This window comes from Aquimarina aggregata, assembly GCF_001632745.1.
Classification (GTDB): Bacteria; Bacteroidota; Bacteroidia; order Flavobacteriales; family Flavobacteriaceae; genus Aquimarina; species Aquimarina aggregata.
This window is the reverse complement of record NZ_LQRT01000035.1, coordinates 473,579-496,842: the sequence shown is the minus strand read 5'-3', so window position 1 is coordinate 496,842 and position 23,264 is coordinate 473,579. Positions and strand designations below refer to the sequence as shown.

The 23,264-nt window shown below is 31.4% G+C and carries 24 protein-coding genes; 6 read left to right on the top strand and 18 right to left on the bottom strand.

Annotated elements, in window-relative coordinates:
* Positions 1–2: 2 nt before the first annotated feature.
* The 5 genes from AWE51_RS20475 to AWE51_RS20455 all read left to right on the top strand — a co-directional run bounded on the left by AWE51_RS20475 (position 3) and on the right by AWE51_RS20455 (position 3,407).
* Entirely contained in the window at positions 3–611 is a 609-nt protein-coding gene (locus tag AWE51_RS20475; protein WP_066317526.1) for an ExbD/TolR family protein, read from the top strand.
* A gap of 23 nt (positions 612–634) precedes the next feature.
* Positions 635–1,117 carry an ExbD/TolR family protein gene (locus tag AWE51_RS20470; protein WP_066317524.1) on the top strand — a complete coding sequence of 161 codons (483 nt, stop codon included), beginning with the start codon at positions 635–637 and terminating at the stop codon, positions 1,115–1,117.
* 335 nt (positions 1,118–1,452) lie between these two features.
* Complete coding sequence (locus AWE51_RS20465; RefSeq protein WP_066317522.1) at positions 1,453–2,061, top strand: ExbD/TolR family protein; 609 nt, start codon at positions 1,453–1,455, stop codon at positions 2,059–2,061.
* A 20-nt stretch (positions 2,062–2,081) separates the two neighbouring features.
* Positions 2,082–2,564 (top strand): ExbD/TolR family protein, encoded by a 483-nt coding sequence (locus AWE51_RS20460; protein ID WP_066317520.1) that lies wholly within the window; start codon positions 2,082–2,084, stop codon positions 2,562–2,564.
* 132 nt (positions 2,565–2,696) lie between these two features.
* Complete coding sequence (locus AWE51_RS20455) at positions 2,697–3,407, top strand: porin family protein (protein WP_066317518.1); 711 nt, start codon at positions 2,697–2,699, stop codon at positions 3,405–3,407.
* On the opposite strand, the gene AWE51_RS20450 is transcribed toward AWE51_RS20455, so the two are convergent.
* The 7 genes from AWE51_RS20450 to AWE51_RS20420 all read right to left on the bottom strand — a co-directional run bounded on the left by AWE51_RS20450 (position 3,402) and on the right by AWE51_RS20420 (position 10,494).
* Positions 3,402–4,007, bottom strand: coding sequence for a hypothetical protein (locus AWE51_RS20450; protein ID WP_066317512.1), 606 nt, complete (start codon positions 4,005–4,007; stop codon positions 3,402–3,404). The two genes, AWE51_RS20455 and AWE51_RS20450, sit on opposite strands and share 6 nt — an antisense overlap.
* Positions 4,007–5,467: an RNA polymerase factor sigma-54 gene (gene rpoN / locus AWE51_RS20445; RefSeq protein WP_066317509.1), complete on the bottom strand. Its 1,461-nt coding sequence runs from the start codon at positions 5,465–5,467 to the stop codon at positions 4,007–4,009. Before rpoN ends, AWE51_RS20450 begins: the two co-directional genes overlap by 1 nt.
* 323 nt (positions 5,468–5,790) lie before the next feature.
* Complete coding sequence (locus AWE51_RS20440; RefSeq protein WP_066317507.1) at positions 5,791–6,429, bottom strand: response regulator transcription factor; 639 nt, start codon at positions 6,427–6,429, stop codon at positions 5,791–5,793.
* Positions 6,430–6,558: 129 nt separating this feature from the next.
* Positions 6,559–7,374 carry a sensor histidine kinase gene (locus AWE51_RS20435; RefSeq protein WP_066317505.1) on the bottom strand — a complete coding sequence of 272 codons (816 nt, stop codon included), beginning with the start codon at positions 7,372–7,374 and terminating at the stop codon, positions 6,559–6,561.
* Complete coding sequence (locus tag AWE51_RS20430) at positions 7,329–8,015, bottom strand: hypothetical protein (RefSeq protein WP_066317503.1); 687 nt, start codon at positions 8,013–8,015, stop codon at positions 7,329–7,331. The genes AWE51_RS20435 and AWE51_RS20430 overlap by 46 nt, the downstream gene beginning before the upstream one ends.
* A 26-nt stretch (positions 8,016–8,041) precedes the next feature.
* Positions 8,042–8,725 (bottom strand): hypothetical protein, encoded by a 684-nt coding sequence (locus AWE51_RS20425; RefSeq protein ID WP_066317500.1) that lies wholly within the window; start codon positions 8,723–8,725, stop codon positions 8,042–8,044.
* Positions 8,726–9,753: 1,028 nt separating this feature from the next.
* Positions 9,754–10,494: a hypothetical protein gene (locus AWE51_RS20420; RefSeq protein WP_066317495.1), complete on the bottom strand. Its 741-nt coding sequence runs from the start codon at positions 10,492–10,494 to the stop codon at positions 9,754–9,756.
* A gap of 674 nt (positions 10,495–11,168) precedes the next feature.
* Between AWE51_RS20420 and AWE51_RS20415 the strand changes: the two genes are divergently transcribed.
* A complete protein-coding gene (locus AWE51_RS20415) occupies positions 11,169–12,011 on the top strand; it encodes a carbohydrate-binding protein (RefSeq protein WP_066317492.1) in 843 nt (280 codons plus the stop codon).
* A 72-nt stretch (positions 12,012–12,083) separates the two neighbouring features.
* Here AWE51_RS20415 and AWE51_RS20410 read toward each other — a convergent pair whose 3' ends face one another.
* The 11 genes from AWE51_RS20410 to AWE51_RS20365 form a co-directional block, all read right to left on the bottom strand.
* A complete protein-coding gene (locus AWE51_RS20410) occupies positions 12,084–12,557 on the bottom strand; it encodes a GNAT family N-acetyltransferase (RefSeq protein WP_066317490.1) in 474 nt (157 codons plus the stop codon).
* Positions 12,554–13,045, bottom strand: coding sequence for a MarR family winged helix-turn-helix transcriptional regulator (locus AWE51_RS20405; protein WP_066317487.1), 492 nt, complete (start codon positions 13,043–13,045; stop codon positions 12,554–12,556). Before AWE51_RS20405 ends, AWE51_RS20410 begins: the two co-directional genes overlap by 4 nt.
* Before the next feature lie 90 nt (positions 13,046–13,135).
* The gene (locus AWE51_RS20400; RefSeq protein ID WP_066317484.1) at positions 13,136–13,600 is read right to left on the bottom strand and encodes a hypothetical protein; all 465 of its coding nucleotides are present in this window, start codon (positions 13,598–13,600) and stop codon (positions 13,136–13,138) included.
* A 51-nt stretch (positions 13,601–13,651) separates the two neighbouring features.
* Positions 13,652–18,592 carry a DNA repair ATPase gene (locus AWE51_RS20395; protein WP_066317482.1) on the bottom strand — a complete coding sequence of 1,647 codons (4,941 nt, stop codon included), beginning with the start codon at positions 18,590–18,592 and terminating at the stop codon, positions 13,652–13,654.
* 71 nt (positions 18,593–18,663) lie between these two features.
* On the bottom strand, positions 18,664–19,014 hold the full coding sequence (locus tag AWE51_RS20390) for a DUF3592 domain-containing protein (protein ID WP_066317480.1): 351 nt from the start codon (positions 19,012–19,014) through the stop codon (positions 18,664–18,666).
* A gap of 45 nt (positions 19,015–19,059) precedes the next feature.
* Positions 19,060–19,281, bottom strand: a complete 222-nt coding sequence (locus AWE51_RS20385; protein ID WP_066317477.1) for a hypothetical protein — start codon at positions 19,279–19,281, stop codon at positions 19,060–19,062.
* A gap of 2 nt (positions 19,282–19,283) precedes the next feature.
* Positions 19,284–19,535 (bottom strand): hypothetical protein, encoded by a 252-nt coding sequence (locus tag AWE51_RS20380; protein ID WP_066317475.1) that lies wholly within the window; start codon positions 19,533–19,535, stop codon positions 19,284–19,286.
* Between the two features lie 203 nt (positions 19,536–19,738).
* Complete coding sequence (locus AWE51_RS20375; protein WP_066317473.1) at positions 19,739–21,802, bottom strand: flotillin family protein; 2,064 nt, start codon at positions 21,800–21,802, stop codon at positions 19,739–19,741.
* Between the two features lie 257 nt (positions 21,803–22,059).
* Positions 22,060–22,779, bottom strand: coding sequence for a hypothetical protein (locus tag AWE51_RS20370; RefSeq protein WP_066317468.1), 720 nt, complete (start codon positions 22,777–22,779; stop codon positions 22,060–22,062).
* A 28-nt stretch (positions 22,780–22,807) separates the two neighbouring features.
* Positions 22,808–22,933 (bottom strand): hypothetical protein, encoded by a 126-nt coding sequence (locus AWE51_RS27140; RefSeq protein WP_255420472.1) that lies wholly within the window; start codon positions 22,931–22,933, stop codon positions 22,808–22,810.
* An 8-nt stretch (positions 22,934–22,941) separates the two neighbouring features.
* Positions 22,942–23,256, bottom strand: a complete 315-nt coding sequence (locus AWE51_RS20365) for a YbjQ family protein (protein ID WP_066317466.1) — start codon at positions 23,254–23,256, stop codon at positions 22,942–22,944.
* Between the last annotated feature and the right edge of the window lie 8 nt (positions 23,257–23,264).

The window sequence follows — 23,264 nt, the reverse complement described above, 5'->3', positions numbered from 1 at the left end:
TTATGGCAAGAAGATCAGCACCAGAAGTTAATGCAGGATCTATGGCAGATATAGCATTCTTACTTCTTATATTCTTCCTGGTTACTACTACTATTGAAACGGATAGCGGTATTAGCCGTAAGCTTCCTCCACCACAGGAGGATAATGTTGAACCACCAGTTCTTAAACAAAAAAATATTTTTGTGGTAGAGCTGAACAAGAATAATGATTTGTTAGTGGAAGAAGCTCCGATGGAATTAAAGGATCTTCGTGAAGCAGCAATCAAATTCTTAGATAATGGTGGTGGTACAGGAGATGAAGCTTGTAAATTCTGTCAAGGTGATAGAGATCCATCTTCATCAGATAATCCTACTAAAGCCGTAATCTCTCTGCGTAATAATAGAGAAACTAATTATCAAACGTATATAGCTGTTCAAAATGAATTGGTTGCAGCATATACAACATTACGTAATAGAGAAGCACAACGTCTTTTTGGTAAAACTTTCGTAGAGATGGAAAAAAACCTAAAAGATGTGAACTATACAGGTAGTAAAGTATCACTTAAGGAAGATATTAAAACGATACAGTTTATGTTCCCAGAGAAACTCTCTGAGGCAGAACCAAAGAAATAAGTAATAACAAAAACAAAATTCTTATGTCTAAGTTTAACAAGAAAAAAAGTGGTGAATTACCAGCGATTTCTACAGCTTCATTACCGGATATTGTATTTATGTTATTATTCTTTTTTATGGTTGCGACAGTAATGCGTCAAAATACATTGATGATTGAGAATAAGTTACCACAAGCCGATCAAATAGAGAAGCTTGATAAAAAAGATTTGGTAATGTATATATATGCAGGTAAACCTAGTTCAAGATACAGTGCAAGTGCTGGTAACCAAGCTAGAATTCAACTTAATGATAAGTTTGCCGAAGTTGCAGATATCAAAGCGTTCATATTAGCCGAAAGAGCTGCTAAAAGAGAAGAATTAGTACCTTTCTTAACTACTGCTTTAAAAGTTGATGGTAATACTAATATGGGACTTGTAGGTGATATCAAAAAAGAATTAAGAGAAGTACAAGCGCTGAAGATTAACTATACAACCAGAACCGGAGAGGCTGTTAACAATATTGAATAGAATCTACGGTACTTCATCTTATTATAATATTAGATTAAAATCCCACCAAAAGGTGGGATTTTTTTATGATTTTCATTTTTATTCCTTTGATTTTTAAAAAGTGGTATAACAATTGTTGTTGTTTTAATAATTGTGATCTAACATTTTAGTATCAATATCTAGCCATCCAAAGTGATATTGAATTATATGTAGATAATCCCAGTTTTTATTTGAAATAGACACCTTACTAACCTACCAACCTGTCGTTTTCAATAGTCTCTTCTAAATCATTCTTGTCACTTATAGTCACAATTAGTTGATTCTGTAAGTAATTATTAATTAAATATATATTTATTATGGCAAGAAGATCAGCACCAAGTGTAAATGCAGGTTCTATGGCGGACATTGCATTTTTATTACTCATCTTTTTTTTGGTTACAACAACTATTGAGACGGATTATGGGATATCCAGAAAACTTCCACCACCAATAGACGATCCTGTAGATAATGTTATCCGAAAAAGAAACATCTTTACTGTAGAATTAAATCAATTGAATGAGCTTTTAGTAGAAGGCGAGAAAATGGATGTCACAGCGCTTAAGAATGCGGCTCTCGCATTTTTAGATAATGGAGGTGGTACAGGAGAGTTAAGTTGCGCTTATTGTAAAGGAGAGCATGATATACACTCTTCTGATAACCCAGATAAAGCTGTAATATCAGTTGTTAATAATCGTAAGACCAATTATGAAACATACATTACCGTTCAAAATGAATTGGTAGGGGCTTATACAATTTTACGTAACAGAGAGGCAATTAGATTATTTGGTACTTCATTTCAAGAACTCGAAAGGAATTTAAAGAATACAACAAATAGTGTTGACAGGAAAGATTTAAGAGAAAAGATTAAAAAAATACAATCTATGTTTCCAGAAAAAATTTCTGAAGCAGAACCAGTATTTCAATAATAACTTAATTCTCTAGTCTTATGTCTAAATTTAAAAATAAGAAAGGTACACAGTTACCAGAAATTTCAACTGCTTCATTACCCGATATCGTGTTTATGTTATTGTTTTTCTTTATGGTAGCTACAAAAATGCGAAAAGATACTCTAATGATTAAAAATGAGCTGCCTTTTGCGGACCAAGTAGAAAAACTTGATAATAAAAGTTTGATTATGAATATATATGCTGGTAAACCTAGTTCAAGGTATAAGAATGTCGGAACAGAAGCAAGAATTCAACTAAATGATAAATTTGCCGAGATTAAGGATATTAAAGCATTTATTTTAGCAGAAAGAGCATCTAAGCCTGATGAGTTAGTTCCATTTTTAATAACGTCCTTAAAGGTAGATAAAGATACTAATATGGGATTGGTAGGAGATATTAAAAAAGAATTAAGAGAGATACAGGCTCTTAAAATTAATTACACTACTAGAAAAGGAATGGCTACAGATAATTTAAGGCCATAATATTAGTAGGGTAGTACAATTGAGTAGGGTCTAAAACAAAAAGTGTGTTTTGGACCTTACTCACAATGTGATAGTTGTTTTTTTTAAAGTTTACCTATTTTTTGAGGAAATAAATTTACTTTAGTGATCTGTATGAAGAATGTATTTTTATTTGTTCTATGTTTTATTTCTGCCTTGAGTTGCTTTGGACAAGAAATTGATGTAAACCAGGAAGAAAAAAAGGTGTTAGATTCATTGTATCGAGAGGATCAATTTTACGTAGCCGTTACGTATAACTTTCTTTTAAACACGCCTAGTGGTTTTAGTCAATCTGATTTTTCTGGAGGAATACATATGGGATATACTAGAGATATGCCAATAAATAAGAGACGAAACATTGCCATAGGATTGGGATTGGGATATTCTGTAAATCTATTTAACCATAATCTGTTTATAGGAGAAGAAGAGAATACAGAACAAAGTATTTTTAATCGTTTAAATGGAGTTGATTTTAAAAGAAATAGATTTAACACACATTTAGTCGAAGCTCCTCTTGAATTTAGATGGAGAACATCGGTGCCAGAGACGCATAAGTTTTATCGAATTTATACAGGTTTAAGAGTAGGGTATCTGTATCATTTTAGCTCTAACTTTGATCAAGGTGATTTGCAAGTTAGGCAAACAAAAATTGACGAATTAGAACGATGGCGGTTTGGGGCTACATTTACTTTTGGGTGGAATACCTTTAATTTTCACTTTTACTATAGCTTAAATACGCTATTTGATAAAAATGCATTGATCGATGATAGTGATAAAGTTAATTTGAATCCTGTTAAGGTCGGATTGATCTTTTATATTTTATAACCAAAAATTTACAAGAGTTAGTTGCGGAATTATCCCAATTAAAAAACCTAATATCAACTCCAAATTTGTATGAGCTTTATAGTGTAATCGAGAGGTCGCTACTAGTCCATTGGCAATCATAAGAGATGTAATAAGTAGTATTAAATTCATTCCAAAATGAATACTTAATGCTATTGTAAACATAGTTACAGCACTTATGCCAATCATATGTATGCTAGCTTTTACATTAAATAAAACCATAAAAATAGAAGTAAGAATAGAAAATAAAACTCCTAAAAAGAAAAAATAGAGTTCTGGATGGTGATAAATGTCTACGATCAATTTTATAACAACAATTAACAACAAGGCTTGGAGTAATAATGGAATTTTACGTTGTTTGACTGTTGCTAAATGAACCGAAGTAATTGCTCCAATACTTTTAAGGAAAAAAAATAAGACAATCGGAATTAAAATGGTCATTACTACTACTCCAAAAATTTTTGCTTGTACAATGTTTTCCGGGATAAATCTTGGCGCAGCAGAGAAATAAATTATTGCGCCCACTAGAGGCATCAATAAAGGATGTAAAATGTAAGAAATACTTTTTAGAAAAAAATTCATTAAATTTTCTTTCGTAACCGCGCAACTGGAATTTCTAATTGTTCCCGATATTTAGCTACAGTTCTTCTAGCAATAGGATATCCTTTTTCTTTTAGGATTTTGGCAAGTTTTTCATCTGTTAATGGCTTTTTCTTGTCTTCTTCGCCTATTGTTATTTCTAGTATTTTTTTTATTTCTCTTGTAGAAACCTCTTCACCTTGATCATTTGTCATGGATTCTGAAAAGAACTCTTTAATGAGCTTAGTGCCATAAGGAGTGTCTACATATTTACTATTAGCTACACGAGAAACTGTACTAACGTCCATGTCAATTTCGTCAGCGATGTCCTTTAGGATCATTGGTCTTAAAGTACGTTCATCACCACTAAGAAAATAACTCTTTTGATAGTGCATTATTGCACTCATAGTGATAAAAAGTGTTTGTTGTCTTTGTTTGACAGCTTCTATAAACCATTTAGCAGCATCTAACTTTTGTTTGATAAAGATTACTGCATCTTTTTGAGATTTAGATTTTTCTTTACTGGCTTTGTAGCCTTGTAGCATGTTATTGTATTCTCTAGAAACATGAAGTTCTGGAGCATTACGCCCATTTAGAGTAAGTTCTAGGTCGCCTTCAACAATTCTTATAGTAAAGTCAGGTACGACATGTTCTATCATCCTGTTGTTACCTGCATAAGCTCCTCCTGGTTTAGGATTAAGGTGCTCAATTTCATCTATTGCTTCTTTTAACTGATCTTCTGTGATGTCAAATTTGGCCAAAAGTTTATCATAATGCTTTTTGCTAAAATGGTCAAAAGCCTTTTTCAGTATTTCTGAAGCTAATTTTATAGGTATTGTAGTTTCTTTTCTGTCCAATTGAATCCATAGGCATTCTTGTAGGTTACGTGCTCCAACACCAGCAGGATCTAATTGGTGTACAACTTTTAAGATGCTTTCGATTTTTTCTTCAGTAGTGTAAACGTTTTGAGTAAACGCCAAGTCATCAAGAATGTCAGACAGGGATCTTCTTATGTATCCGCTTTCATCTACACTGCCAACAAGAAATTCTGCTATTTCTCGCTCTTCTTCATCAAATCTATAGGTGTTTAGTTGGTTTATTAAGTGTTGTCGAAATGATGTACCAGAAGCATAGGGTACACTTTTTTCTTCATCATCATTGCTGTAATTATTTGAACTTAATCTATAGCTCGGAATTTCATCATCACTTAAGTATTCGTCTACATTGATTTCGGTTTCAATTTTCTCATTACCATAATCATCATCTGCTGCATTTTCATTACTAAAAGCATCATCATATTCGTCTGCTTTATCTTTACCGCTATCTAATGCGGGATTTTCTTCCATCTCTTGTTTTAATTTTTGTTCAAAAGCTTGTGTAGGCAATTGAATCAGCTTCATAAGTTGAATTTGCTGAGGAGATAGTTTTTGAGAAAGCTTAAAATTTAGTTGTTGTTTTAGCATAAAAATATCAATGTTCTTCTACTCACAAAAATAAACAAAAAAACAGTGTTTTTATGAAAGTATAAGATGGTTAGTTTATTATAAATAAGCAGTTAAATCTGTCTTGTTTTTTTAGTAACAATAATGATTTTGTCTTTGCATTTATCAATAAACGAGCCAAAAGTAATTACAATATGTAATAAAGATAACTTTTTTAGATTTAAAAAAATCTTAAAATAAGGCGAAGGCAGTATAAGATTTTGGTTTGTAGAAGGATGATTTTAAAAAATAAACAAATATGCTTGTGGGTAAACGTCTGATATTTAAGTTTTTGATAGAGACTTCTATGGTGTAAAAATTTTACTTTTAATAGCATAAATTACTAAGCCAGTTCTGTTTTTTAAATTTAATTTTTCAAAAATAGAATCTCGGTATCCCTCAATCGTTTTAGGGCTCAAACACATGTCACTTGCAATTTCTTTATATGTTTTTTCTGTACAAGCATGTTTAATAAATTCAACTTCTCGTTCTTTTAAAACTGCCTTATTTTCTTCTTTAGGGTTTAACGAACCTAATAATAAATTAGTAACATCTTTGGTGTGATAAAAGCCAGTTTCTTGAACTTGCAATAAAGCACTTTCTAAAATACTTTTTTCGGTGTCTTTTAGTAAGTATCCTTTTGCACCAGCTCTTAGCATTTTTAGAATAGTGTTTTCATCTTCTTCTACTGATAATGCTAATACCTTTACCTGCGGATATTCTTCCTTAAGAGCAGCAGTGGTTTCTATACCATTCATAATAGGCATGTTAATGTCCATAAGAACAATATCTGGAATGTTTTTGGGATCTTTAAAGCGAGTAATAAGTTCTTTTCCGTTTTTACAGATATATAATATTTTGAACTTATCAAATCCATTAACTAACCCTGATAATGCCTGAGACAGTAAAATATGATCTTCTACGATTACTACTGAATATTTCATCTGTTTGAATTTATTGTTGTTAATAGTCAAGAGGAAATGCAAAATCGTTATTCATAATTCATCGATGTTGCTTTTACGAATCTAACTATCACTATACGTTTTTATTTATTCTTGTATCCAATTACAAAATTAATCATAATCGACATCATCCTCTAATAAGCTTAAGTTTTTCTTATAATAGTATACAAGGGTCATTTCGGTTCCTTTTCCTTTTTCCGAATCTAATTGAATATCTGCGCCTATTAGTTTTCCTCTACTTTGGATATTTGAGAGACCAATGCCTTTTTTAAGACTAGAGTTTTTATCGTTAAAACCAATACCATCATCTTTTGCATGGATTATAAGTTTATCATTTTGATAGTTTAAGTCTACATTAAGGTTTGAGGCCTTAGAATGTTTTATTGTATTGGTGAAGAATTCTTGTAATATTCTAAAAATGATAATTTCTACTTTATCGTCTAATTCTTCTAATTCTTCATTGCTCTGTATGGTTGCTTTGATAAATTGCATCCTATTAAAGCGTTCAATCTCAAGAGTAACAGCTTCGGTTAGATTAAGACTCTTGATAACATCTGGATTAATTAATTTAGATAAGGATCTAAGTTCTGTAAGACTTTTAGTAATTGTTTCTGTAACTTCTTCTAATTTACTAGGATCGTCTTGGGCAATGTTTACTTGTATTTTGGCCAGCGTAAGTAGCTGGCCAATATTATCATGTAGTTCCCAGCTAATATTACGCAAAGTTTCTTCGCGAATTTCTACCTGAGTCTCTATAATTGTAGTCTCAAATTTTTTCTTGGCTTCTTTTTGTTGTATCAATAAACTGTTTTTCCTCTTTTGAAAAATAGCAAAGAGAGCGATCAATAAAATGATAATTAAGACAAGAACAATACTTGCTACTAGTATTGCTGTTTCTTGTAATATTTCTGTTTCTTGCTGCTCCATATAAAACCAAAGATAAAAGAAAGATTCATAGTGACAGTTAAAAAAGCACCAAGTAAAAATGCAGTAGTAGCATCTGTTATATCAGTATAGTAGTTTCTTAAAATTCTAAACGGAATATTACCAATATGATATAGAAGTAATCCAATACTAATCCAAAATAACAAATTTTTACTTACGTATAATACTCTTTGTGAATTAAGAATTTCAATAAAATATAACGAAATAGTTATAACCAAAAAGCAAGATGCCGCTATATATGGTATTATTTGTAATTCATATACATAGTTTTGATAAAATCCATTAATGATTAATAGTGCTATATAGGTTACCAAGAAAAAATAAGCTAGACTTTTATTTCTTTTATTAACCAAATGATTTTTATATAAAATAAGAAGATAACCAAAACTTATAAAATAATAAATATTGTAAATCAAATCACCCCACTCAATATTTACATATCTTTTTAAATAGATCCCCCCTATAGCTTCATTTATAGCAGTATACCATAAGAAAAAGACGAAATATTTAAGTTTTGTATCCTTATACTTCTTTAAATATAATGTGCCAACTACTGCGGTAATTAATTCTATTGAAATTATTACATACAATAATGTAATTAAATGTTCTCGTTCTATTTCCACAATAAAATTTAGGATTAATTAATGTATCACGGGTAGCTTCCCATGTCATTTGCTATTGTACTTAACTCATCATTATATATAGTACTGAATGAGAAAAAACTAGCTGTATTTGCGTTTACTTTCGCATGGTTTTGGTTGCCAATTCCTTTTTCAAAGGTATCTTGTAAAAATAATAAGTCAGGTTTTCCATCATTGTTTTGATCTTTAATGAAAGTAAATGCTCGATTCGATCCATTTTGAAAAGTTGTAGGGGCAATAAATATTGTATTTCGTCTAGGATCTGGGATAGGTCTTCCACTAATTAGTTTATCCTTGTTAGGATAATTGCCAAGGAATATACGATATCCTGTAATTGGTATTGAATCTCCAGTTACATAATCAATATAGGCCAGATATTGTTCAAGAAATTCTTTCTCTAATTCAAAAGATCTGGATGGAACAAAACCTAGATCACGAGGTCTGTCAGACGTACAAAGTGTATTTAGTGTACTATCTACTCTGCCTTCATATGCATCGATAATGCAAGCACGATTTTTTGAATAGGTTTCATATAGTTGAAAAGCATCTTGCAATGTAATTATTTCATCAGGAGTTGGCACTACCGGAGGATTTGCGGGATCAGAGCCTGTCTTTTTTAAGCAAAAATATGTTATCAATGCAGTTAGGATGATAACAATGGGGTATCCTATAAAGTTAGTTTTTCGTTCCATTTCTAAAGATGTTTAAGATATTAGATGTGATTTGTTTATTAGTAAATTATATTTTTTAATCAAATTCAAGCTTCGAAAAAGGTGATGGTGATTATTTTTTCTTACTCGAATCATTAGGTTTATTTGAATTAAAAATACCAATATTCTATAATTAGAAAAAATAATCACAAGTCTTATGCAAGATTTTTACTGGTAAACCCTTGTTTATAAGGAGTTTTTGAAGAGTTGTTAAGGTGGTGAAATTCCAAAAAAGGGGGTAAATCCCCCTGTTTAAAAAAGGGAATTGACTGTTGCTTTTATGCTTTTAAGTAAGCTTGCTTTTTGAGAAAGTAGATTTTGGTTTTACGATTACTGAGACGAAGAAACATTATCTTGAAGCACGTATCCTATACAAAAACACGTGTTCATTACTACCGTAGATATAAAACCAACTAAAATCATAGTCGATGAATCGGCTAGTTCTGTATAGTAATTTCGTATAATCCTAAAGGGGAAATTGCTAATATAGTACAGTAATAATCCTACGCTAATCCAGAATAATAGACTACTTTTTACATGTAGTACCGTATTCGAATTTATGATATCGATAAAATATAAGGCTATCGTTGTTACTAAAAATAATGCAGCTAAAATGTAAGGAATTATTTGTGATTGGATCAAATAGTTCTCAAAAAAACCATTAATTATGAATATTAATAAATATATACATAAGAATATGAAAACTAACAATTTCGACCATTTTTTAGTGATGTTTTTTCTATATAGAATAAAAAAATAACTAAAACTTAGACAATAGTATATATTATAAATGATAGCGTTATAATCGGATATGTATAATCGTATAAAAAGCCCGAGAAGTTCATTAAAAAAAATATACCATACTAAAGGTGTAAAATATTTAAGAACGGGAATTCTTTTTATTTTATTAAAATATATAGTACTAAATACTAATGTTATAAACTGAATGATTAATGAAGTTTTTATTAAAAACTTCAAATATTCTACCGGCATAGTCAAATATTTGTTAATTAGTGAAAAGGAGGAGTGCCTTGCATTTCATTTGCAATAAGACTGTATTTGTCATGTCCGCTTGTTTTTCCAAAATAACTAGTTGTACTTTTATTTCTATTTCTTCTTAAATGACTAAACCCACTATCTTTATTTAAAAATACGACTTTGAAATTATTGTCAAGAGTGTATCCCATTTGTACAATCCGATCTTCATATTTTCTTTCTGTGGTTGGTGCTATAAAAATGGTTTGACGTCTCGCGTTTTCGTTACTTCCGCTAGAAGATACGTGATCTCTGGGGTATAAAGCAAAATAGAAACGAAGTCCTGTTGGTTTTATATCTGCTTTTTTTGATAAATCATCTATATATGCTAAATACTTACGTAATTCAGAAATTTCATAAAACAAAGATCTGGTTGGTTCAAATCGAGCAGCACCACGAGCAGAATTATTTATGTCGTTTACTGGTCCAACGGCTTCACTTATTAGGTCGGCTCTATTATCATAAGCTTTATAAATTTGCTGAGCCTTTCTAAAATCAATAATATTACCGGGCCTTCTTCTATTTGATTTTTCCTGCCCTAATTTTTCTTCTAAAGATGCAATTTTAGCCTCGTATGCTTCTATTTTTTTTATGTATTCTTCTTCCTGAAAAACATCTACAGTAGAGTCTTGTTGGCATGAATGAAAAAAGAAAATACTAATGATTAAAACTGTAAATAGCGCAATGTATTTGCTTAGGTGAGTTGGTGTTTTCATGACGATTACTTAAGATTTATGTGTTAATATGTCCAATGTAAGAGTCTTCGAATTAGGTTTTAAGAATACTCAAAAAAGTGGATTAATAGGTATCCCACTTAAATAGTAAGTGTTATACGTATGCCCAAAAGTACAATTTATTCTTATTTGTTAATTGTGAGATTATTCCTTGATAAGTTGTCTTTGTACAGGTGTTTATTGCTTTTTGACTATGAATTCTGCAGTAAATATTTTAAAAGTACGTGGTAATGTCATTTGTATTTTTTTGATTATTGAAATATGGACTATAAGTGTTAAAACGATCTACGAAAAAACATGAAACTGTTTTCATGAATGTTTACTAAAAGCATATAAGAGTGAATTCGTTGTGAAAACATTAACGCTAATTTTCGTTTAAAATGAGCTAAAATTTTCGTTGTCTAAAGTCATTTTGACAAAAATTGAAGAGTAATTTTTAGGTGTTATTAATTCCAATTTTTACACTTTATATTTTGATTAAACTTCATGTTCTTCGAAAACGTTTTTCGTGAAATAATTGTTAAATGCAATACCCAAAATTGCATGATTATTACCTGTGCCTGTATTTTCATAACAAAGCTTTTAATGATCACTAAATTTTTCGAAAAAATTAGTAGTAAACAAATAACAACAAAATCAAACAAAACCTTAAAACAATGAAAAAGTATTTTTATTTAATAATAACCCTATTCGCTTTATCATGTTCTACAGAGGATGATGCTATACCAAATCAAAATGGTTTGTCTCTTGAAAAAAGTGCTAACCTCAAAAATAGTAGCCCTGTGCAATTGGTAAAGGCTTGGAATTCATATAGTTTCTATCGAGGATTTAATACATGGACTAGAAAATTTACTGTAAAAGTTGCAAATCTTAATTATGATAAATCGGTAAGTATTTATCATGAAAAAGTAGATGGTAATTGGGAAGAAATTCCATTGTCATATAGCATAAGTTTAGATAACGGAGATGAAATATGGGAAGGTCAATATCGATATTATGCATATACACCAGGTAAAATTTATGAGGATGAATTTGTGGTGAAATATGATGTAAATAACACTACGTATTGGGATAATAACAATAATAATAACTATAAGATAGAAGAGAAGCAAATAGGAAGTTTTTTTGCAGAGCCAGATTTAAATGTAAGCGTTGATAGTGATTTTGATAGACTATATACATCCTTTGATGGTGTTACTACAACACTTAATATTGTTGCAGATGTTAGAAATATATCTCCAACAAAAGAAGTCCAAGTGGTTTATACTACAGATGGATGGGAGACAGAACGGTATTTTTCTCTTGCGTATACAAAGTATTGGTATAATAGTTATGACTATGTGCTTACAAGCCCTAATCCGTTTAATGTTGAAAGATGGACTGGATCGGTAACAATTAACGAAGAAGTAGATGATATTGAGTATGCAGTAGTTTACAAGGTAAATGGGCAGCAATATTGGGATAACAACTACGGGCAAAACTATAGCATTTCTAAATAACTTTTAAGTAGTTAAAAAGGGAAATTAACTAATGCTTGATCTGCTCTGTCTTTAGTTAGATAGAGCAGATTACTATAAGATCAACATCATTTTAATATTACTTCGCTTATACATAGGGTTTTTCTCAATCTCAATCTCTTTAAATCCATACTTCTTATAAATGTGAATTGCGTTTTCCAGAATTCTATTTGAATATAGTATGAGTTTTTTCCATTGTTGATCCTTTGAAAAATCGATGCAAAATTGTAATAATTGTTGGCCAATTTTATGTCCTTGAAACTTAGGAGATACAGCCATTTTTCCAAGTTCATACATATCTTCTTCAACTTTAATCAACGAAAATGTTCCTGCAATTTCGTTGTCTACCTTGGCAAAGAAGATATATCCACCTGTATTAATAATAGTTTCCTGACAATTTTCTAATAATTCAACATCTAAAGGTTCAACCACAAAATATTTTTCTAGCCATGCTACATTAAGAGCTGCAAAATCTTTGGCATATTTTGAATCAAATGGTATGATCGACGCATTTTTAATTGTATTCATATGGATAGTTTGTTATAATTCTCAAGAATTCTTTCACTTAAAGATTTTTTACGTAATTGACTTTCAAGATGTGTTAAATGATGTAAAAGACTTATTGCGCTCCCCTCTGTAAGCCATTTTATTTGTTCATCAATTACTTTCCAAAGTGGGATCATTTCCTGATGTATTTTTTTTCCTTTATTCGTAAGTTTAAAATGTTTTTTTCGTTTGTCTGTAGTGTCTGTTTTGTATCCTACCAGTTTTTTATCCATTAATTTTTTAAGTGCCTGCGTTATGGCAGGTTGAGTGTATTGTAGTTGTTCTTGGATATCGGTAGTCGTAACAAGTTTCTGATCAATAATTACTTTGAAAATAGGAAAAAGATATGGGTCAAAATCAATATTACAAGATTGGTATACTATCTGAATTTCTTTCATCATAAATTCACTTAATCGCTTAAATCGAGATCCCAATCCTAATGTTCCGTAATGTTGTAATTGATCTTTCATAAGTGGTTATATAAGTGCTTATGTAAAAATATAAAAATTAATTTAATTTCTAAGGATAATGTAAAGTATATAAATTATAATGTTTTTTTATTATCTAGCTTTTCCTGTTCTTACTTTCTCGTATGGGTCTTCTATTCTGTTGTCTTCAAAGTCGATATATGGTAGTAAATGAAACCAAATTAAGAGAATAGGAAAAAGTATGATTGACACTATTTTACCATTTTTAGTCTCATGGTTATTTTTTAGAGTTCCTTTGATAAAAATAAAATAAGCAAGAATTATGCTCAAATACGGTAATACATATATCCATTGAGATACATCTTCGTAATCAATGACTGGAAATTGGGGTGCTATATTGTAGTTGTGAACAGACAGCAAGAATGTTAAAATTCCACTTTTCAGAATAGAGTTCTGTTCGTTATCTCTAAATAATATTGCTATACTTATTAGTGCTACTGGGGATAATAAGACATCAATAGACGTAAAAAAACTACCTAATGAACGATTTACAATAATTATTAGAAATGAAACTAAAAACCTTGTTTTATTATTCATTATTTTTATTTCAAATTGTTCTAAAATTATATGTTAATACATCGTGCTAAATTAATTGTTCAACCCTTTTTTCAATACCTCTTGAATGCCTTGTAGATGATCGCTAAACTGCATCATTTGTGCAAGTACTTGTGCCATTTCATTTTTGTTTCCAAAGCCTTTTAACTTGTTATTTTTTACAAAAGTCTCTTTGATAACTTCCCAGCGATTAACTTCATCTTCAGAAATGGTTTTAGTCATTTCTTTATATTTAAGTAGATTAGCTTCTGCTGCACTGGTTAACGTTTGAGATTCATTTTCATAATGGGATAGGAGCAAGGTTTGTAATTCTTTTTCATTCATAATCGGAACCACTTTTGCTACCAGCTTACTCATATCTCTATAAGACCCTTGTAATTTGAAAGAAGGTTCTATACGATATGCATCTTCCATGGCTGCGGATTTTATATAGGTTTCGTTTACTTTTAAAACAGTGTTACGTATAATAATGACCTTTTTAAGTACTGCCAAGTAATCCTGTATTTCTTGTTTGGTATGGTTTCCTTTAAGCTCGATACCTTCTTGTGTTCCTGTTTCAACAATTTCAATCAAAGAGTAGATGTCTTCAAAATAAGTATTGCTTAATTGATGTAATACTGGATTTGAAGTCATAGCATTTTCAATTAAACTTAACTTAAATAAATCTGCAGTATCACCAATAATATCTCCCAAGTTATAGATGTCGGCACGATTGGCTAACATATCAGGAATCTGGAATTTCTCACCACTTTCTGTATATGGGTTTCCGGCCATAATTACACAAAAACGTTTACTTCTTAGGTCATATGTCTTTGGATTGCCATTGTATATTCCTTCAATTTTTCGAGTACCATCGGCAAGAGAAATGAATTTTTGTAAAAACTCTGGATTACAGTGTTGTATATCATCAAGGTATAACATTACATTATTACCCATTTCAAAAGCAAGGTTAAGCTTTTTTAATTCTTCTCTTGCGGCAGCATTATTTGCCGCCATTGGATCTACAGAGGTAACTTCATGTCCTATCGCTGGGCCATTTATTTTCATAAAGACTAACCCTAGACGATTTGCCATATACTCCATCAAAGTTGTTTTACCATAACCTGGAGGTGATATTAGTAATAACATACCCATACGATCGGTACGTTTATTATCCCCTAAACTTCCTAACTGTTTGGATAAATTATCTCCAAATAAAGGAAGATATACTTGATCGATTAATTTATTTCTCACGAAAGAGGAGAGTACTTTGGGCTCAAATTCATTGAGTTTTAGGTCTTCTTTAAGCTCTTCTGTTACCGTATGTTTTGCTTCTCGATAGGCTTCAAATGCAGGAACTTCGATTTGTGCAAAATATGCTAATGTAGTAATGAAATTATGATAATCAAATTCAAAAACTCCTTCATTAATGGTCTCATGACTACCTTTTAATCCATCTATGTTTTGTAATGGGTTAACATGAATAATCTCTGAAGTTGATTCATTTTTGAATAGTAAAACACAAACTATTTCATGGGCATATGCAATTTGTTTAGGGTGCATGGTTTTTAAGAAAGAACTTACCCATTGTAATGCTAAATTTATCTGGTCGTTCTGTCTGGAATCTCCATTAAAATTGGGTTTAGCATCTAATTGTAAAGCTGTTTTTAATTTTGTAAAAACTTTTTTCTTTTTTAATTCATTTACAAAAGCATCATGTAGTTCATTCGCAATTTGACTAATACAAAAACTTTGGTCGCTTTGCAGTTCGGTAAACAAATATGCAGCGATTGCGTTGCTTGAGGTAGCATCGAACAGCTTTTTACTTTCAGAAAAAGAAATAACTTCTTGAGTTAATTTTGAAATAACATTTTGATGTTCTTGACTATCAGGAAATACTTCTAATACTTGACCCGAAGCCTTAATGTTTTGGTTCCAATACGCTTGTGTTTCTGGTGTAAGTCCATGCCAAAAGTATTGTGCAAATGCTCTGGTTTTTGGGGCAAAATGTAATACACCTAAGTCATTGCTTTTAGTAATTAGTACTTTTAAAATCTTAGCAGCATCTACATCATGTACTCCCTTTACATAGCCCTCTGTATAGTTTTTGCTGCTTTCAGTTTTTATAAGTTCTAAAAGTTGCTCTTCGCTCATTGTTTTCAGACTTAGCTTGTCGAAATCTTTTTTGTCTAATGCGATGGCTTGTGCTTCAACAAGCTCGGCTTGAGAAGCGCTAAATATTTTATAAGCAAGATATGCGGATCGATATACATCTTGATTTTCAGAAATTAACTCTTGATCCCAGTATTTTTTGGATTTTAGTAAGGTCTCGTTTTTAATTTCTTGATAAAAATCCGTTCCTGTTAGATGATAAGCTAGTGCGTTATCTTTATAAACAATGGTTAAATCTAATGGCTGTTTGTTTACGCCAAATTTATGTTTACCCAGTTTAATAATATTTTCACCATCTTCATATAAGTCTTGTTTGTCTTTAAGCTTACGCGTAGCGTCTTCTTTTGCAACTTTTATGGCGGTTTCTATAGTTTCTGCTTTACCAGCATCATCTAACTCTTGTAATTGTACTATAATATCTCTGAGCTTATTGATCATAAGGTCAGAAGCAAAATAGCCGTTAATATCAACGACCGAAGAAAAACCTAAAGCTTTCTTAGTTACTCCTTTTAAAATTCGATTTGCAGCAGTTTCTAACGCAACAGCCTTTTTATTTCGCGCTTCGATTAAGCTGTTTTTTCGCGCTTCAAAAGCATTATAAACCTCTTCGCGTTTTTCAATAATTTGGGTAATGAATTCCTCAAAATCTGCAAATCGCCCTTCTAAATCTTCTAACTGTACAGAAACTTTGTTTAATAATTCATCTGTTTTTTCTGGAGTACTAGCAATATCTAAATAATTAATAATACTTTGATCCACCAATTTTAATTGGGCGGCGAATTCTGCGGTGGCTTCTTTACTTCCTAAAGATTTAATTTTATTTTTGATTCCTGCTTTTAACTGATTTATCGTAGCAAAAATCAAAGAAATGTTATCGATTATTTTAGTAGAATGTGAAGTGTCTTCGATTTGTAAATTAGAAACAATATCGATTAACATTTCTAAATCTGTAGCAATTTGATTTACTTCTTCTTCTAATTTTTTGGCGTTTATAACCTTTTTAATACCGTCTAATTGTGATTGCTTTTCATCGATACGGGAGTGGTAGGGCAGAAGTGCTTTGTCATCTAGTAAAAATTGAACACAACGTTGTGATATTTTTTCAGTTTGCGAGGCAATTTCTGTTTCTATATCGTTGATAAATGTTTGATCAACATAGCGTATGTCATTAAGACCAATCACCTCACCACGTAAGGTTCGTAATTGCGATAATACGTGCACAAAATCATCTATAGATTTAAAAGAACTACTTTTGATTTTGTTAAAAATGGTATCAGCTTTGTCTTTGGTTTCTTTTGTTATATTAGAAGCAGTTTTACGAAGTTGAACTACTTTTTCGAATTCATCTATAGCGGCATTTGCAGCTCCGTTAATTTCTTCTAAAGGAATATCTAATCTATGCGTATCTTCTTCACGGATCCAATAATAACTATCGGTAATATCACTCGAAAATTTTGCAATATCATCATATAACCCATCATAACTATCTTCTTTGTTGAGTAAAGTGATAAGTGCATGGCATTCTGCCATTGCTTTTACAATGTCTTTATTACCAATTTTGTATAGTAATGTATCTGTATGTTCTGATGGCAATACATCTCCCTTCATAAATGGCGTTTGCCAAATTTGTATTACATGATGGCGTGTTTGATCATCTTCAGTCTTAAAATAGCATAATTCTCCATGTTGTAAAATTGTAAAACCATTACAGATAATAGGTGTTTTTACTTCTTGTTCGATAACATTATATGACATAAGAGTGTATAACCCTTTTTCACTTTCATAAAAGACATAGAGGAAATCTTCTCCGTTTGGAGAGATAATTTTTTCTTGGAACTTTACATCCGATACTTCATTTGTAAAAAGCTTAAAACCTCCTGATTGCAGGTAATATCCATTTGGATAAATAACACCTTGATCATCTGGAAGTAATACACAAGCGTCTTTTATACAATCAATTTTTTTAACTTCTTGTATTTTATGATTGTAGACAAAGTAACGTGGTGCTTCTTGAAAAGGCTTGATCTCTAATATGATTAGATTGCCTAAGTTTGCAAAGCGATATTGTCCATCGTCAAGAGTTTGATCTATATGTTCTACAGGTTCGTCAAGAATTCCTTTTCCTTCATCGGTATTGTCTTCTATTTTGATAGTTAGATCGCCACCTATAGTTTCTACAAATACCTTGTCAAGAATTGAAATATGTGGATGCGCACCATACCGATGCATATCTCGTGTAACTTCTGTCCAATTAAACTCGTGTTGTTTTGGAAATTTGAATTCATGCTCACTACGGTTGTCAACATAGGTTAATTTACCATCATTAATTAACCACTTAAAGGTTTTGATATCAGAGACACTTTCACTTAGTTGAAATACCATATGCAGGTAATTCCCCACTATAGCAAATTTTGAAAATATCGTATTTCGGTAGTATTTATATAGATTTGTGAAGTCATCTATAAATATAGGATCATGAATTAAATCTAATGATTTGGCTACAAAATGATCATTACTATAGGTGTAAATACTAAATACATCTGCTAGTGTTATTTCAGTTCGAAGTCCAAAATGTACATTATATCCAAAAAGACAGTATTCGTCTATGGTAACAATATCTCGTGCAATACAATTGTTTTCTGTATTGATTCGGTTATTAGCAATGAGTTTGGTTTCTACACTACCAAAAACTTCTTTTCGAGCATCATTAAGTTGTGTAAGACGGTTTTGAAGTTCACCTTTTTGTTTTTGTAGACGATTCTGGATAATCTCATAAGTACCTCCGTCTAGTTGTATATCTTTTTCTTTGTTGGTTTCTTCCATAGTTTTTTAAATCGAATTTTCATTCGTTTACTCAAGAGTGTTAACAAGTTTAGTTTGACAATTAAAAGTTACTATTTGATCTTTTCAATCCTCGAATTTGAAGGTTTTTCAGCATCATACATAATTTTAATAGAGTCCCCTATTTTTCCAGTTTTAGAAAAATACAAATCGTGTTCATGTCTTGAAATCTCTTGCATTTTTATAAACTCTTTAGTGTCTACTTCGTATTTGTATTTAATATGAATATTTTCTACGGTAGGGGAGAAATCATTGTCAATTCTATTCGTTGAAATTTTTTCAATGATAGCCGATGTACTTACGCCGTTTTTTATCAGGTTCTCTTTTTTCGTATATGTATTGTATGTTAGCACGCAAATACATACTAATAATAAGCCGATTACCCCTATAAGTTTTTTATTCATATTTTATATTTTTTAAATGGATGTATAAATTATAGCTCCAATAATCTAAATTATAACGATACAAAAACCAATTAACCGCTTTCTAAAAAGTGATTGGCGTTGTTTCTTAAGTTTATCTCTGATTTCTTGTAACTTCTCTTCAGAAACTGACTCTACTTTTATGCCATGGCTTTCTTCATCACTTTCTGTCCATCCATCATAAGCTTTTCGTTCTTTTCTTCTACTGTTTTTAAGAAGATTACTTAAATTATGACCATACACTCCCATAACTATGCTATATATATTATGATAGTCGTAATTACCATAATCAAAATCCCAGAGACTAGTAATTGCTTTTTAAAAACTGCTAATCTTTGCTTCTTTAGTTTGTTTCTGATTTCTTGCAATGTGTCTTCAGAAACAGGTACTAATTTGATTCCGAGGTTTTCAGTGTTTGTATTTCTGTTTACACGACTAAAAACTTTTCTTTTGTTTCTTCGATCATTAAATTTAATCGAAGTTATCATAGCTGCAATTCCCATAATTAAACGTATTAAAAGTTAAACAAATCCCATCTAGTCAATTCCTCGCTACCCCACAGAGAGTTCTTGACCTTCAGGGATTGACTTTTATGGGTTTAAAAATATTATTGTGATGGTATACATGCAATGATTTAATTTCAGATATAGTTAGTGTCCGATAGTATAGTAGTCCTCTCCTTTTTACAGGAGAGGAGATTCTTGTACTAAAGTTTTCTGTCTGAAAGACCTAAACCTTTGGCTAGATTTAACAGGTTACTAAATAGATTATTTTCTGAAGGATCTGTAGTTTTCTGTTTTAATTCTATCAACAGATTAGCAACCGTTAGATTCTTAATATCTTCTGATGAGATTCCGTATTTGGTAGCGAATTCTTTGATTTTTTCTAAAAGATTTCCTTTCACATCATCGCTTCCTAAAATAGCATCTTTAACATCTTGGATGTTATCAGAATGATTAACTAATCTATCGATACCTTTAGCCTTGGTGATTTGACCTACTATTTGATCAAAGAACATAGTTTCACCACCTACGATATCAATATTTGCGGCTTTAAGTGCTTCTCCAATTACTTCTGCTTGCGCATCAGCTATTTCTTTCTGGATATTAATATGTGCTAGATCAACTTGTAATTCTTTGTCTAGACGAAGTTTGAACTCTTCATGTTCTTTACCAACACCATCAAGTTTCTTCATAGCTTCAGCTTTTTCTTCGATTCCGGCAGCATCGGCAAGTGCTTTTTCTTTGATTACTTCTGCTTCTGCTAAACCTTCTTCTTTTACAGCTTCAGCTTTGGCAAGTATACCTGCTGCCTCGGCTTTTGCTTTCTTTTCAATGATGGTCGCCTCTACAAGACCTTCACGTTCATGGGCATCAGCTTTGGCATGCATCACTTGTGCTTCAGACATTCCTATAGTTGCTTCTTCTTTAGCTTGTGCTTCAGCAAGTGTTTTACGTGCTTCGGCTTCTTTTTCACTAGCTTCTTTTTGTGCCTGTGCTTCAATATTAATTTCTTCTGCTTTTTGCTTAGCAGCTTCTTTTTGAGCTTCGGCAGCCTTAATAGTTGCAATTAATGCTTCTTGAGCATTAGCTTCTGCAACTGTTATTTTTACTTGTTTATCACGATCTGCAGTTTTAAATGCCTGGATGTCTTTCATGTTTTCTTGCTCTTCTACCACACCTTTTTCTAGCATTACTCGATCGCGGATTACATCTTGTATATTCTTCTTTTCTACTTCTACTACTTTTTCTTTTTCGATCTGAGCAAGTGTAACGATACGTTCGCGTTCTGTAGCTTCAAGCATTCTGTCTTTTTCTACTCTTTCTGTTTCTACAGCATCGGTACGTTGTTTGTTTTTGGCAGCAACAATGATTTGGCGTTCCATGTTTTCTTCTGCAACTTTCACTTTTTCTTGTGTTGCAATACGTGCTGTTTCAGATTTTAAACGTTCTTCTTCTGAAACTTTTAGAATTTCGGCTTCTTCACGAGATTTAATATTAGAAATTTCACGTTTTTGTTGCTCTTCTTTTTCTGCTAGTTGTTTATCTAACTCCAGTATGGCTTCACGAGCTTCAACATCTTGTTTACGAATAACCTTTTCTTCATCTCGTTTAATAAGATTAGATTTTATATTTTGAGCAGCAGTTAATTCGGTAATTTTTTTGATCCCTTCAGAATCTAAAATATTATCTGGTTTAAGAACACTTAATGATGTTTGTTCTAAATCATCGATAGCACAGTCATCAAGGATGTATCCATTAAGATCTGTACCAATAATATTTATAATTTCGTCTCTAAACTCACGTCGTGCTTCATACAATTCTACAAATTCGAATTTTTTACCAACTGTTTTTAATGCTTCAGAGAATTTAGCATCAAATAAACTACGTAGTGTATCGATTTCTGACGCACGATTACAACCAATGGTTTGTGCTACATTTATAATATCTTCTACAGATTTATTTACTCTAACAAAGAAAGCTACTTTGATATCTGCTCGGATATTATCTTTACAGATTAACCCATTTACTCCTGTACGTTCGATCTCGATCTTTTTTATAGAAATATCCATGATTTCTACTTTGTGTAGTACCGGAATAACATATAGCCCTTTATCAAAAGCTACCGCAGTTCCCCCAAATCCAGTACGCACAAGTGATTCTCCTTGCGGAATCTTTCTGTAGAATATGGCGATGATTATAAAATATAGTACAATTAGCAGTACTAATGCTACTACCACGATGATAGCTAAATTACCTATGTTGCTCATAAAAATTATTTTAGTTGTTAAATGATATTATTAGTGTTATTTAATTGTATTCAATGTTTTAATTGATAAAGTTCGATGATTATATTTTTATTAGTATTACTAGTATATCATGAATTGTGTAATGATCAATGATGTTTCTATAAGATACTTTTTCTTGTGTTATTTTTTTGTAAAATGGGATAACATCTATAAGTGTCTTGAGTTTAAGAATAGTTTCATTATACTAGTTAATTTTTAAAAGTGTATTGGTTGCAATTTTAATAATTTGACGGTTGAACGATATATAGTTGTTTGTTTTTTACTTGGTTCACAATTTCAACCTGGGTATTTGCCGGAATTTCCATTCCGTTTTTTGACTGCACCATCACTTTTATTGGATCGGATTGTATTTTTATTTCTAATGTTGAAATTTTTTCACCAGAAAGTGGGCTTTGTAATACACCTTGTCTTCCTAATAATTCTAAAGCACTTTCTCCCTTATTATTAAAATTGGTAAAAAACCTTTTAAACGGAGTTGTAAATATCTTGGTTAAGAATAGCGCCGGGATAATGCCTCCAAAGAAAAAAGTAAACCCAAAGTCATTGGCATAACTATGTGTTATAGATGTCCCTGCCATTGTAATAGCCCACCAGAATAGTACAAAAAAAGTAAAAGTGAACATGAAGGGGAGTCCAACAAAATTGAAATAAATCAAGAATATCTGAAAGAAGTTTAATTTACCTCTACGGCGTATAATATCTTCTTTTTTAACCTCTGTATTTGAAACATCATGAATATCCAGATTTCCTCTGGCATCAAAATCGGTATCCATATCTACATCGGCATCCACGTCTACATCTACATCGATATCGGCATCAAAAAAATCAAGATCAATACCAGTTAAGGTAGTTAATAACCAATATAAGATCAATAATCCGAACAGGAGTGTCAAAGGAAGATTGACCATTGATATCGCGATGTCATAGAGTTCTTTCAATGTAATAAGTTGTTTAGTTAGTAATTATCTAGTTATCTCTGTCTTCAAAGTCTTCAGTTCCTTTAATTTTGATTCTTCTTACGATCAAATAGACTAGTGTTATAAATATTCCTAGCCAAATTAAACCTTGTATCAGTATTGCTATAGTTGGCATGATTTATATCATTTTAATTTGACAGCAGTACCATAGGCTAAAATCTCTGAAGCACCTTGCATAACCATTGATGTCGTGAGTCTAACATTTATTACCGCATCTGCACCTAATTTTTTTGCATCGTTTGTCATTCTTTGCATTGCTTGCTCTCTGGATTGTGCTTGCAGCTTGGTATATTCTTCGATTTCACCACCTACAATATTTTTAAGACCGGCAAAAACATCTCTTCCTATATTTCTGGCTCGTACGGTGCTACCTCTTGCGATTCCTAAAATGGCTACAGTTTCTTGACCTGGAATTATATCTGTTGTTGAAATGATCATGACTTTAA